This window comes from Streptomyces sp. cmx-4-9, from assembly GCF_046548835.1.
Classification (GTDB): Bacteria; Actinomycetota; Actinomycetes; order Streptomycetales; family Streptomycetaceae; genus Streptomyces.
Genome location: NZ_JAEBEE010000002.1, coordinates 853,226 through 866,263, shown reverse-complemented (window position 1 = coordinate 866,263; position 13,038 = coordinate 853,226). Strand labels below are relative to the sequence as shown.

The following is a 13,038-nucleotide window of genomic DNA, read 5'->3' as shown; positions in this document are numbered from 1 at the left end:
ATCGATCATGAGCAACGAGAGCCGGCCGAGCAAGCGCGCGCAGCAGATGCGCGACAGGGCTCAGGAGCTGGAGCAGGCCGCGCAGCATGCGACGAATCCCGCGACACGGCAGCGGCTCACCGAGAAGGCTGTGCACATCCGGGAGAAGAGCGAGAAGGAGAACGGCCCGGGCAGCGGCACCATGGACCCCATGTAGCGAGGCGGGTGCCGACGTCGGGGGGGGCGGGCCCGCCCATCTGCGCGGCCCCTCCCTGCCGCGGCCGCCGCGGGAGGGAGGGTGTGCCGTACCTCGCGCCGGGTAGCCGGGCCGCATGACCTCTTCCAGGAATCCCGCGGCCCCTTGGAGCGACGCCACCCTCGGCCTGCTGGTGCACGGGTACGCGTGGCTGCCCGACCGGATGCGCCGGGAGCCGGCGGGGGTGGTCAGAACCCGCTTGCTGGGGCGGCCGGTTGTCGCCCTGGGCGGGCCGGGCGCGGCCCGCTTCTTCTACGACCGGCGCAACGTCGTACGAACTGCCGCGCTGCCGGACCCGGTTGCCGACGCCTGGTACGGGCGGGCCGGCTCGCCCGCCACCGACGGCGATGCGCACCGTGCCCGTACGGCAATGTTCGCCACCCTCCTCAAGGACGGGGCCGGCGCTGCCACGCTCGGCGGGCACGTCGGCTGGCGGTGGCGCGAGGCGGTGGCGGGCCGGCAGCAGGACCGGATGGTGCTCTTCGACGCGGTCGCCGAGGTCCTCGCGCGGGCGGTGTGCGACTGGGCGGGACTCCCCCTGAGCGACGCGGCGGCTGCGGAGATGGCACGGGACTGCACGGCCATGGTCGACGGGTTCGCCGTTCCCGGCCCCCGGCGTCTGCGCGCCCGGCGGGCCCGCGTCCGGCAGGAGAAGGCCTTCGCCGACCTCGTCGCGCGGGTGCGCCGGACCCAGCCGGAGGCCGTCACCAAGCGCTCGGCCCTGGAGACGGTGGCCTGGCACCGCGGCCGGCAGGGAGCGCTGTTGGACCTCCGCACCGCCGCGGCCGAGCTGCTGGGCCTCGTACGCCCCACCGTCGCCGTCGCCTGGTTCGCGACCTTCGCCGCCCACGCACTGCACCGGTGGCCCGGGCACCGGGAACTGCTGCGGTCCGACACCCGGGGCGCCTACACCGAGGCGTTCGCGCACGAGGTCCGGCGCTTCTACCCCTTCGCCCCGTTCGTCGGCGGCGTCGCCGCGCAGGACCTGACCTGGCGGGGCGAGCCCGTGGCCAAGGGCTCTCTCGTGCTGCTCGACCTGTACGGGCAGAACCACGACCCCGGCCTGTGGGACCACCCGTACCGCTTCGACCCGCAGCGGTTCATCAGTACCAACAGCCCGCTGGACCACCTCGTCCCCCAGGTCGGGGCCGACCCGGCCCGGGGCCACCGCCGGCCTGGTGAGGAGATCACCGTCACGGTGCTCGCGTCCGTCGTCTCGGAGCTGGCGCAGCTCGACTTCGAGGTCCCCGACCAGGACCTGACCATCCCCCTGTCCCGGATGCCGACGCTCCCCCGCAGCCGCTTCGAGCTCAGTCTGCCGTGAGCCGGTTCGCCCCCGGGGCCGGTGTCGGGGGCGGCCGGGACGCATCCGCGCGTTCACCCGTTCGGCTCAGCCCGGTCACGGCAGGTCATACCCCGGATACACCCGGTGTCGCCCCGCCTGGCGGGGTCCTCCCGCCCGTGGCGGCGCCGCCGACCGGTTGCGGGCGGGCGCTCCGGGGTGCGGGCTGGAGGGGGGCACGGGGTGAGCGCGGGACATCGAGGTCGCTGCGCGCCACGTGCCGTACCGCACTGGAGGATTCACCGATGAGCGCTGGAAACGGATTCCTGAGCACCGAGCAGCTGATCAACCTCACGGCCTACGACACCGACGGTGAGAAGATCGGCAGCATCGGCCAGGTGTACCGCGACGACGCGACCGGCCGACCCGAGTGGGTCACCGTCAAGACCGGCTGGTTCGGCATGAAGGAGTCGTTCGTCCCGCTGGCCGGCGCCCGGAGCGACGGCCGGGCCCTGCACGTCCCGCACGCCAAGGAGCTCGTCAAGGACGCCCCGCGCGTCGACGCCGACCAGCACCTGGACGTCGAGGAGGAGCGCAGGCTGTACCTGCACTACGGCCTGGCCGGCTCCCACGACAAGGGCAACGGCAACGGCAACGGCAAGACCCGCCGCACCGCGGTGGACGCCCCGGGGATCGCCACCGGGACGTACGTCGACGACCGGGGCGAGGGCCGCGGCAACGACGAGGTGATCCGCTCCGAGGAGCGGCTGCACGTGGGCACGACGAACGAGGAGGTCGGGCGCGCCCGGCTGAAGAAGGTCGTGGTCACCGAGAACGTCACCACCACCGTCCCCGTCAGCCACGAGGAGGTCCGCGTCGTGCGCGAGCCCATCCGCAAGGGCGAGCGGGTGCGCGGCGACATCGGCGAGGCGGAGAAGGAAGTGACGCTGCACGCGGAGCGCGCGGTGACGCGCAAGGAGACCGTGCCGGTCGAGCGCGTCCGCCTGGAGACCGAGAAGGTGACGGAGCAGCAGGAGGTCTCCGACACCGTCCGCAAGGAGCAGGTCCGCTACGACGAGGGCAAGGACACCCGCCGTGGCGAGGGCAGGAACGGCCCGCGCCGCTGATCCGGCGCGGCTTCGGCCGCCTGCGTGACGGAGGGCCCGGACTCGACGAGTCCGGGCCCTCCCCGCGTCCGGTCCCCGGCGCCGCGGGTCCGGGCAGGGTTCCACGGGGTTGGCGCGTCCGGAGCGGTGGACCTCCTCCAGGGCTTACCGTCGAAGTGAGGGGCGGGCAGCCCGAGTACTCTGGAAGCGTCACCGGGAGATACGCATGAAAATGCTGATCAACAGTGCGGAAACCGTCGTCGCCGACGCCCTGCGGGGAATGGCCGCCGCCCATCCTGATCTGGACGTGGACGTGGAGCGCCGGGTCGTCGTACGGCGTGATGCACGCGAGGGCGGCCGCGTCGGGCTGGTCTCCGGCGGCGGCTCGGGCCATGAACCGCTGCACGGGGGCTTCGTGGGGTACGGCATGCTGTCGGCCGCGTGCCCCGGCGAGGTGTTCACCTCCCCGGTGCCCGACCAGATGACGCAGGCGGCCAAGGCGGTGGACTCCGGGCAGGGGGTCCTGTTCGTCGTCAAGAACTACACCGGTGACGTGCTGAACTTCGACATGGCCGCCGAACTGGCCGAGGAGGACGGTATCCGCGTCGAGCGGGTGCTGGTCAACGATGACGTCGCGGTCACCGACAGCCTGTACACGGCCGGCCGGCGGGGCACCGGGGCCACCCTCTTCGTGGAGAAGATCGCCGGGGCCTCGGCCGAGGAGGGCGCCCCGCTGGAACAGGTCGCGGCGGTGGCCCGCAAGGTCAACGAGTGCTCGCGCAGCTTCGGAGTGGCCCTGAGCGCCTGCACCACCCCGGCGAAGGGGAGTCCGACCTTCGACCTGCCGGACGGTGAGCTGGAGCTCGGGGTGGGCATCCACGGCGAGCCCGGGCGCGAACGCCGGGCCATGATGGCGTCCCGGGAGATCGCAGAGTTCGCGGTGGGCGCCGTACTGGAGGACCTCGCCCAGGTGGCGCCGGCAGACGGCCCGGTCCTGGCCCTGGTCAACGGCATGGGCGCGACGCCGCTACTGGAGCTGTACGGGTTCCACGCCGAGGTGGCGCGGGTGTTGGAGGCGCGGGGTGTGCCGGTGGCGCGGGCGCTCGTCGGCAACTACGTCACCTCGCTGGACATGGCGGGCTGCTCGGTGACCCTGTGCCGGGCCGATGCGGAGCTGCTGCGGCTGTGGGACGCGCCGGTGCAGACGGCGGCGCTGCGGTGGGGCCGCTGACCTCCGCCTTCCGAGGAACCGACCCGTGGCGATGCGAGGCGAGGAGATCCGGTGCGTGACGCAGACTTCTTCCGGCAGTGGATGGCGGCGGCCGCGGCCGCCGTGGAACGTGAGGCGGACCGGCTGACGGAGCTCGACTCCCCCATCGGGGACGCCGATCACGGCAGCAACCTGATGCGCGGCTTCACCGCGGTCCGGGCCGCTCTGGACGCGGACCCCCCGGACACGCCCGCCGGCGTCCTCCAGCTCGCCGGCCGGACCCTGATCTCGACCGTGGGCGGTGCCTCGGGCCCGCTGTACGGGACGCTGCTGCGGCGCACCGGCAAGGAGCTCGGGCAGGCCGCCGACGTGTCCGACGAGGACGTGCGCAAGGCCCTGGACGCCGGGGTGTCGGCGGTGGCGCAGCTCGGCGGCGCCGCCCCCGGCGACAAGACCATGCTCGACGCCCTCGTCCCGGGGGTGGCGGCGCTGGACACCTCCTACCGGGCGGCCGCGGAGGCGGCGGAACGCGGCGCCGGGGCGACCGTCCCGCTGCAGGCCCGCAAGGGCAGGGCCAGCTACCTGGGCGAGCGGAGCATCGGGCACCAGGACCCGGGTGCCACCTCCTCGGCGCTGCTGCTCGCCGCGCTGGCCGACGTGGCGAACGGCCCGCTGTGAGCGCGGCGCAGCCGGCGGGCGGCGGGACGGACCCTGCGGCGGGGACGGTCGGCATCGTGCTGGTGTCCCACAGCGCGGCGGTTGCCGCATCGGTGGCGGAACTGGCCCGCGGGCTGGCCGCGGGCGGAGCCGTGGCCCCGGTGGCCGCCGCGGGCGGCACGGCCGACGGAGGCCTCGGCACGAGCGCGGACCGCATCACGGCGGCCGCCCGGGAAGTGGACCGCGGCGCCGGGGTCGCCCTGCTGGTGGACCTGGGAAGCGCCGTGCTCACGGTGAAGGCCCTCCTCGTGGAGGACGAGCTGCCGCCCGGGTCGCGGCTGGTGGATGCGCCGTTCGTGGAGGGCGCGGTGGCGGCGGTGGTCGCCGCTTCCGCGGGAGCCTCCCTGGACGGGGTGGCCTCGGCCGCGGGCGAGGCGTACGCGTACCGCAAGTCCTGACCGGGGCGACACCGCCTTCCCCCGCGCCCCGGTGGACGCGCCGCCCGGACGCCGGTCCACGAACCGAGACCCGCAGCGAAGGAACCCGCCATGCAGCACGTCACGCTCAACAACGGCGTCGAGATGCCGGTCCTCGGCTTCGGGGTCTACCAGATCCCGCCGGAGGAGACCGAGCGGGCCGTCAGCGACGCGCTGGCGGCCGGCTACCGGCTCCTCGACACCGCGGCCGCGTACGGCAACGAGGAAGCCGTCGGCCGTGCGATCGGCACGAGCGGCATCCCCCGCGAGGAGCTGTTCGTCACCACCAAGCTCTGGGTCCAGGACGCCGGCGAGGCGAACACCCACCGCGCCTTCGACGCCTCGCTGCGCCGCCTCGGCCTCGACCACCTCGACCTGTACCTGATCCACCAGCCGTTCGGCGACGTCCACGGCTCCTGGCGGGCGATGGAGGCGCTGAACCGGGACGGCCGGGTCCGGGCGATCGGCGTCTCCAACTTCCATCCGGACCGGCTCGTCGACCTCATCGAGCACAACGAGACCGTGCCCGCGGTCAACCAGATCGAGACCCACCCCTTCCACCAGCGCACCGCCGACCAGGACCTGATGCGGGAGCGGGGCGTCCAGATCGAGTCCTGGGGGCCGTTCGCCGAGGGCCGCAACCACCTGTTCACCGACCCGGTGCTCAGCGGGATCGGCGCGGAGCACGGAAAGTCCGTGGCGCAGGTGGTGCTGCGCTGGCTCGTCCAGCGTCAGGTCGTGGTCATCCCCAAGTCGGTCCGTGCCGACCGCATGGCGGAGAACCTGGACGTCTTCGACTTCGAGCTCAGCGCCGGCCAGATGGCCCGCATCGCGGGCCTGGACACCGGCGAGTCCGTGTTCTTCTCCCACCGGGACCCGGCCGTGGTCAGCCGGATCGGCCGTGCCCGCATCCACGACTGAGCGGCAGTCGTAGCGGGCCCCAGCCGGGGTAGGTGAGCGAGGTGAGCGAACAAGAGTGGGACCGGACCCACGCCGAGGACCTGCTGGCCGGCCTGAGCGTCGACGACCAGCGCCCGGAGCAGCCCGTACTGCTGGATTCGTCGGGAGCGCCGATACGGACGTGGCAGGAGAACTATCCGTACGACCGGAGGATGCGGCGGGAGGAGTACGAGCGGACCAAACGGATCCTGCAGATCGAACTCCTGAAGCTGCAGCGCTGGGTGAAGGACACCGGGTCGCGGATGGTGGTGGTCTGCGAGGGGAGGGACGCCGCGGGCAAGGGCGGCACGATCCAGCGGTTCACCGAGCGGCTCAATCCGCGCGGGGCCCGGATCGTCGCTCTGGACAAGCCCACCGAGCGGGAGGCCGGCCAGTGGTACTTCCAGCGGTACGTCTCCCACCTGCCCACCGCCGGTGAGATCGTCTTCTTCGACCGGTCCTGGTACAACCGCGCCGGCGTCGAGCGGGTGATGGGCTTCTGCTCCCAGGACGCCTACGAGCTGTTCCTGCGCCAGTGCCCGGCCTTCGAGGACATGCTGGTGGCGGACGGGATCCTGCTGGTGAAGTTCTGGTTCTCGGTCTCGCGCGCCGAGCAGCGCACCCGCTTCGCGATCCGCCAGGTCGACCCGGTGCGCCAGTGGAAGCTGTCTCCCACGGATGTGGCCTCCCTGGACCTGTGGGACGCGTACACCACGGCGAAGGTGGAGATGTTCCGTGCCACCGACACCGAGCACGCACCGTGGACGGTGGTGAAGAACAACGACAAGCGGCGGGGCCGGCTGGAGGCCATCCGGAGCCTGCTGGGGCGCATCGACTACGACCGCAAGGACGCCGAGGCGGTCGGCGAGCCGGACCCGTTGATCGTGGGCGCCGCCGACACCCTGCTGGAGGCGGGAGAGGAGGCCACCGCCCTGTCCCCCACCCCGCTGGCCGGCTCCCCGCTGGGGCCCGGTCGCCACCCGCAGCAAGGAAGCCCCTCCGAGGGCGGCCCCGCACCGCGCAGTTGAGCCACCGCCGGCGACGGGTGCCACACGGGCGCGGCCGGGCGGGGGCGGACGTGTCCGCAGCTCCGACGGCCGCCGAAGGTCCCGCTGCGGGGGCCTTCGGCACGCGGTGGCGGGTCGGAGGATCACGGGTACGGCCGGACCGGCGACCCGCGAGGCCTCCACCGCGCCACCGCGGCGGGGGCTTGTGCACGGCCTTCTCCCCCGCGACGGTCCGGCCCCCGCCTCGCCGGCCCCACCGGCCCCGCCCGCCGTGTCAGCGCCGGTGCATCGTGTGCAAGGCCTCGACCAGGACCTTCGGATCGTGGCGGCCCTTGAAGACCGGCGGCGGCTGCCGGTCGAGGCCCAGCAGCGTGGCGACGGCCGTCCAGGCGGTGCGCACCGAGTACTCGACGGTGAACACCACGTCGTCGGGGACTTCAGCGTACTGGCCGATGAAGGCGAGGTTGGTGGAGCCCTCGGGAACGACCTGGGGCCGGTCCCCCGCGCTGCGGACGAGGAACTGGCTGGTGATGTAGGGCATCAGGGCCGGGATCACGACGGAGTTCTCCAGGATCCGCGGGGCCTCCTCGAAGCGCAGGTGGTGCAGCACCTCGTCGAGGATCTCCCGGCCGGTGCACGCGCGCATCGGCTTCGTGACGAAGTCGCCCTTCCTGTCCGGGAAGAGGGCGTACCCCCACCAGACGAAGGTGCCCTCGGGCTGGTCCCGGAAGTGCGGCTGGTGGTTGAGGACGATGGTCAGCAGCCACGCCGAGTCCTTGAGGGTGATCAGTCCGCCCTTGCCCGCCTCGCTGCCGGAGAACTTCTCCATCAGCTCGAAGAAGAGCGGGTCCTGGGTGGTGACCGTGAAGGACTCCCATGTGGAGTCGCCGACCGAGGAGTTGAAGACGGACGGGTCGCCGAGGCCGGGGCGCTTGGCGGCGAGGGACTCCCACAGCCGCCAGGAGCCGCCGGCTGCATCGGCGTCCAAGGCGGGCGCGGTGTCGGTGGAGCCGAGGGTGGAGGCGGCGGTCATCGAGCCGTTGGTGACCATGACGAGGTCCCGGGGGCCGAGCGTCACCTGCTCGCTCGCGCCGTCCCGCGTCCACGTCAGGGCGGTGGCGGTGAGCGCGTCCGTGTCGGCGAGGGCGATGTCCGTGACGGTCGTGCCGAGTTGCACGGTGACGCCCTGGTCGGTGAGCCACTTCACCAGGGGCCGGACGATGGAGTCGTACTGGTTGAAGCGCGTCCGGTAGATCCCCGACATGGAGTCGAAGGTCTTGAAGAGGTGGACGAAGCGGTTGAGGTAGCGGCGGAACTCGATCGCGCTGTGCCAGGGTTCGAAGGCGAAGGTCGTGCACCACATCCACCAGAAGTTGGTGCGGAAGAAGCCTTCGCTGAAGCAGTCCGTGATGCGTTTGCCGTCCAGGTGCTTCTCCGGGGTGGCGGAGCACGTGACCAGCTCCAGCCGGTCACGCTCGGAGAATCCCATCGTGTGGGCGTCCACCACCTTGCCGGCGGCGTCCACGAGTCGGGCGCGGTCGTCCCAGGCGAAGTCCTCGTGGAAGGCGAAGGTGTCCTCGGTGACCGACTTCGACGGGTCGTCCAGGGAGGGGATCGAGCCGAGGAGGTCGTAGGTGCACTCGAAGTGGATCTCGAACATCCGGCCGCCGCGCATGGTGTACCCGGTTTCCGGGGTACCTGCCGCGTCCAGGCTGCCGCCCTCGCGGTCCTGCTCCTCCAGGACCAGGATGTCCGAGCCTGCGAAGCCCGCTTCGCGGATGAGGAACGCCGCCGCGGACAGCGATGCGATCCCTCCGCCCACCAGATACGCCTTCGGCATTCTGCTCCTCCGCCCGTTCGCCGGTTCGCGGCGGCGGACCCGCTCACGCAGGGGTCCGCACACCGCCTCCCCCGCATCCTCGGGCCGCCGCGGCCCCGGCGACAGCCGGACGCGGCCACCCGGCCCAGTCCGTCCCTCCGGGCCGGTCCGGTGCCCGCGGCAGCGGGCCCGGCCGAAGGGCGGCGGGCGGGTCGGCGGGCGGGTCGGCGGGCGGCAGGTCAGCCGGGCTTCTGCTCCGGCGCCGCGGGCGGGTCCGCCTGCTGCGCCACGGCAGGTACGGGGTCCGGCCCGGCCGGGTCGTCCGGCTGCGCCGGCTCCTCCTCGCCGGCGTGCGCCCGCAGGTGCCCGATCACGGTGTTGGCCACGGCGACCAGCGGGACGGCGACGACCGCTCCGCCGATGCCGGCGACCACCCCGCCGGTGGCGACGGCCAGGACCACGGCGAGCGGGTGGACCCGTACGGCCCTGCCCAGGATGAACGGCTGCAGCACGTGGCCTTCGATCTGCTGGACCACGAGCACCACCAGCAGGGCCATCAGCGCCGTGAACACCCCTTGGGTGACCAGCGCGACGACCACGGCGAGCGCCCCGGACGCCACGGCGCCGACCAGGGGCACGAACGAGGCCAGGAAGATCACGACGCCGATGGGGACGGCGAGCGGTACGCCCAGGAAGTAGATGCCGAGACCGATGAACAGGGCGTCGATGAAGGCGACGATCACGGTGCCGCGGACGTATGCGGTCAGCGTCCGCCAGGCCGCCGGGCCCGCATCGGCCACGTCCGGCCGGGCGGCGGCCGGCACCAGCTTGAGGGTCCACTCCCAGATGCGCTTGCCGTCGTACAGCAGGAAGAGGGTCGAGAACATCGCCAACAGCATGCCGGTGAGGATCTCCACCAGGACGGTCACGCCTTGCAGCCCGGTCGAGGTGATCTCGCTGGTGCTGGTGCCGATGGCGTCGCTGAGGCTGCCGGCGACATCGTTGATCTGCTGCTCGGTCACGTGGAAGGGGCTGTTGAGGAGCCAGCGTTTCAGTTCCTCGATGCCCTCCTGCAGGCGCCCGGACAGGTTGTCCAGGTTGTCGAGCACCTGCCACACCACGAACCAGCCGACCAGTCCCAGGACCACGAACCCGAAGATCGCCGTGACGGCGGTGGCGAGTCCCCTGGAGAGCCCGGCGCGGTTGAGCCGCGAGACGGTCGGCTCCAGCAGCGCGGTGATCAGCAGCGCGGCCGCGAAGGCGAGGACGACCAGCCGGACGGAGCCGATGACCCGCATGACCACCCACAGGGCGGCCGCGAGGACCAGGAACCGCCAGCCCGCCTCGGCCGCCACCCGTACGCCCCACGGCACCGCCCGGGCGGGGTCCGGATTGCGCGGACGGATCCGGCGGGCCTCCGCCGCGCGTTCCCGCTCGGCCTGCATCTCGGCTTCGTGGCGCGCCTGCACCAGTGCGCGGCGCTCGCCGAGCGCGGCAGCGCCGTCCTTCACGCGGCCGAACCACGTGCGGCTTCCGGGCATCCGGAGCCTCCTTCCGTCTGTTCCCGCCGTCTGCCCCGGTTTCCGGCACTCAGGCAGGTGCCGGTGGTCGCGTTCGGACATCGTTCGTCCGGATCGCGGGCACACGCCGGGGGTGTCACCGAACCCGCAGCCCGAGCTCACGCCGGACGGGCACCACATCGTCGTCAAGGGCCGGCGCTGGCGTGCCACCGACCCTTCGATCCCGGCCGAACCGGCCCGGCAGCTGCGCGGCCACCTGATGGCGGCCCGCCGGGCGATCGCAGCGGCCCGGCGCGCCGAGGACCCGCAGGCGGAGGGCGCCGCCCGGGCCCGCGTCCAGACGGCGAAGGTCGCTCTCGGGGAGCGCGGCACCCCCTGGTGGGAGCAGAGCCCGGCGGAGCGGCGCGCCCGCTGGCAGAGCGGGCTGACGGCGCTCGACCCCTGAAGGCCGGCGGGCGGACCGGAAGCCCGCAGACCCCAGACCCCAGACCGCACTGCGCAGTCCGCTCCGAAGTCCGCAGACCGCCGGGCCCCGAAGTGGTGCAGAAACGCTGCATCTTGCCGTACGGCCGTAGGGCAGCGAGGGTGGGGCGCCGCACCGGGGGCGTGTCAGCCGCCTCCGGCACCGGCCGTGGCCCACTCTTGACCGGCCGGCCGGTGGGCCGTCCCTCCGTACGCACCATCCCCAGGAGCATCATGCGCGTCTCGCCCCGACTGGCCCGGTGGCTGGTGCCCGCCCTCCTCCTCGTCGCCTGGCTGGGCATCGGGGGGAGCCTGGGACCGTACGCCGGAAAGCTCGGCGAGGTCTCCACCAACGACCAGGCGGCCTTCCTCCCCCGCAGCGCCGAATCCACCCGGGTCGCCCAGGCGGCGGCCGCCTTCCGGCAGGAGGAGCCGCTGCCGGCGGTGGTGGTGTGGACGGCGGACGGCGCCGCGGGCGTGACCGGCGCCGAGGTCGCCGCGGCGCAGACGGCCCTCGCCGCTCTCGCGGACCGGCCCTGGGCCGCGGGCGCGCCCTCCCCGGTCGTCCCGTCCCGCGACGGCCGGGCGATGCAGGCGGTGGTCCCGCTGGATCCCGCGCTGGGGGACGAACTCCCCGCCGCGGTCGCCGAGATCCGGGACGCGGGCGCCCGGGTCGCCGCCACCTCCTTCCACGTGACCGGGCCGGCGGCCACCCGGGCCGATCTGTCCGAGGCCTTCGCCGGGATCGACGGGCTGCTGCTCGGCGTGGCCCTGGTGACCGTGCTCGTCATCCTGCTGCTGGTCTACCGCAGCGTGCTGCTCCCGCTGTTGATCATCATCGGGGCGGTGTTCGCCCTCTCCACGGCCTGCGCGGTCGTCTACGCCCTGGCGAAGGCGGACCTGGTCCGGGTCGACGGCCAGGTCCAGGGGATCCTGTCCATCCTCGTCATCGGCGCGGCCACCGACTACGCCCTGCTGCTGACCGCCCGCTTCCGTGAGGAACTGGGCCGCACCGAGGACCGGTACGCGGCCATGCGCGCGGCCCTGCGGCAGTCCTGGGGCCCGATCGTTGCCAGTGCGGGCACCGTGGCCCTGGGTCTGCTCGCCCTGTTCCTCAGCGACCTGACCAACAACCGGGCACTGGGCCCCGTCGGTGCCATCGGAATCGTCTGCGCGGTGGTCAGTGCGCTCACCTTCCTGCCGGCCGCGCTGGTCCTGCTGGGGCGCAAGGCCTACTGGCCGGCGCACGTACGGGCCGAGAGCGGCGGGACCGGGGTCTGGGCCCGGATCGCGGCCCTGGTCGCCCGGGCCCCCCGCCGGGTGTGGGCCGCGGCGCTGGCGGGACTGCTCGCCTGCGCGGCCTTCGCGCCCCTGCTGCACTCGGGCGGCGTTCCGCTGGACGAGATCTTCGTGAACGAGGCGCCTTCCGTGACCGGGCAGAAGGCCCTCGGCCGGCATTTCCCGGGCGGCGCGGGCAATCCGGCCGTAGTGATCGCCTCGGGCGCCCGGCAGGCGGAGGTACGCGAGCGGGCCGCAGCCACCGAGGGGGTGGATTCGGCGGCCGTCCGCGCCGAGAAGGACGGCCGGGTACGCATCGACGTCGTCCTGGAGGACCCGGTGGACGGCGCGGCCGCGAAGGAGACGGTGGTCCGGCTCCGTACGGCGCTCCACGCGGTGCCCGGAGCGCAGGCGCTGGTGGGCGGCTACACCGCGCAGGCCTACGACACGCAGAAGACGGCCGAGCGGGACCGCGAGGTGATCGTCCCGGTGGTGCTGGCCGTCATCCTGCTCATCCTGGTGGCGCTGCTGCGGTCCCTGGTGATGCCCGTCCTGCTGGTGGCGACGGTGGCCCTGAACTTCTTCGCCACCCTGGGCGTGTCCGCCCTCGTGTTCCGGTACGTGTTCGGGTTCACCGGCACGGACTCCTCCGTGCCGCTGTACGGGTTCGTCTTCCTCGTCGCTCTGGGCGTGGACTACAACATCTTCCTGATGTCGAGGGTCCGGGAGGAGTCGCTGCGGCACGGCGTCCGCGAGGGTGTCACCCGGGGACTGACGGCCACCGGGGGCGTGATCACGTCCGCGGGAGTGGTCCTCGCCGCCACCTTCGCCGCGTTGGGCGCGATCCCCTTGGCGTTCCTCGTGCAGATCGCCTTCATCGTGGCCTTCGGTGTGCTGCTGGACACCCTGGTCGTGCGCTCGCTCCTGGTCCCGGCCCTGGTCCTGGACATCGGCCCCCGGGCCTGGTGGCCGGGGCGGCTGAGCCGCCGTCCCCGCTGAGCACGGCCGAGCCGCCACCCCCGACCGGGGTGGCGGCTCGGCGCTGCG

12 protein-coding genes are annotated in these 13,038 nt (G+C 73.3%); 10 read left to right on the top strand and 2 right to left on the bottom strand.

Going from position 1 to position 13,038, the window contains the following annotated elements:
- The first annotated feature begins 7 nt into the window (after window positions 1-7).
- From ACLJTM_RS10160 to ppk2, 8 genes are all read left to right on the top strand, one after another.
- Entirely contained in the window at window positions 8-196 is a 189-nt protein-coding gene (locus ACLJTM_RS10160; RefSeq protein ID WP_411103118.1) for a DUF6381 family protein, read from the top strand.
- Between the two features lie 115 nt (window positions 197-311).
- A complete protein-coding gene (locus ACLJTM_RS10155) occupies window positions 312-1,559 on the top strand; it encodes a cytochrome P450 (RefSeq protein ID WP_411103117.1) in 1,248 nt (415 codons plus the stop codon).
- 263 nt (window positions 1,560-1,822) lie between these two features.
- The gene (locus ACLJTM_RS10150; RefSeq protein WP_411103116.1) at window positions 1,823-2,644 is read left to right on the top strand and encodes a DUF2382 domain-containing protein; all 822 of its coding nucleotides are present in this window, start codon (window positions 1,823-1,825) and stop codon (window positions 2,642-2,644) included.
- A 205-nt stretch (window positions 2,645-2,849) separates the two neighbouring features.
- Entirely contained in the window at window positions 2,850-3,854 is a 1,005-nt protein-coding gene (dhaK, locus tag ACLJTM_RS10145; RefSeq protein ID WP_411103114.1) for a dihydroxyacetone kinase subunit DhaK, read from the top strand.
- 51 nt (window positions 3,855-3,905) lie between these two features.
- The gene (gene dhaL, locus ACLJTM_RS10140) at window positions 3,906-4,511 is read left to right on the top strand and encodes a dihydroxyacetone kinase subunit DhaL (protein ID WP_411103113.1); all 606 of its coding nucleotides are present in this window, start codon (window positions 3,906-3,908) and stop codon (window positions 4,509-4,511) included.
- A complete protein-coding gene (locus ACLJTM_RS10135) occupies window positions 4,508-4,948 on the top strand; it encodes a PTS fructose transporter subunit IIA (protein ID WP_411103112.1) in 441 nt (146 codons plus the stop codon). Before dhaL ends, ACLJTM_RS10135 begins: the two co-directional genes overlap by 4 nt.
- Window positions 4,949-5,038: 90 nt before the next feature.
- On the top strand, window positions 5,039-5,887 hold the full coding sequence (locus tag ACLJTM_RS10130; protein ID WP_411103111.1) for an aldo/keto reductase: 849 nt from the start codon (window positions 5,039-5,041) through the stop codon (window positions 5,885-5,887).
- A gap of 41 nt (window positions 5,888-5,928) precedes the next feature.
- A complete protein-coding gene (gene ppk2 / locus ACLJTM_RS10125; protein WP_411103110.1) occupies window positions 5,929-6,933 on the top strand; it encodes a polyphosphate kinase 2 in 1,005 nt (334 codons plus the stop codon).
- A 253-nt stretch (window positions 6,934-7,186) separates the two neighbouring features.
- On the opposite strand, the gene ACLJTM_RS10120 is transcribed toward ppk2, so the two are convergent.
- A complete protein-coding gene (locus tag ACLJTM_RS10120; RefSeq protein ID WP_411103109.1) occupies window positions 7,187-8,752 on the bottom strand; it encodes an oleate hydratase in 1,566 nt (521 codons plus the stop codon).
- Window positions 8,753-8,970: 218 nt separating this feature from the next.
- Window positions 8,971-10,176 carry an AI-2E family transporter gene (locus tag ACLJTM_RS10115; protein ID WP_411103296.1) on the bottom strand — a complete coding sequence of 402 codons (1,206 nt, stop codon included), beginning with the start codon at window positions 10,174-10,176 and terminating at the stop codon, window positions 8,971-8,973.
- Window positions 10,177-10,384: 208 nt separating this feature from the next.
- Here ACLJTM_RS10115 and ACLJTM_RS10110 point away from each other — a divergent pair, with 208 nt between their 5' ends.
- A complete protein-coding gene (locus ACLJTM_RS10110; protein ID WP_411103108.1) occupies window positions 10,385-10,696 on the top strand; it encodes a hypothetical protein in 312 nt (103 codons plus the stop codon).
- A gap of 251 nt (window positions 10,697-10,947) precedes the next feature.
- Entirely contained in the window at window positions 10,948-12,990 is a 2,043-nt protein-coding gene (locus tag ACLJTM_RS10105) for an MMPL family transporter (RefSeq protein ID WP_411103107.1), read from the top strand.
- Window positions 12,991-13,038 lie beyond the last annotated feature (48 nt).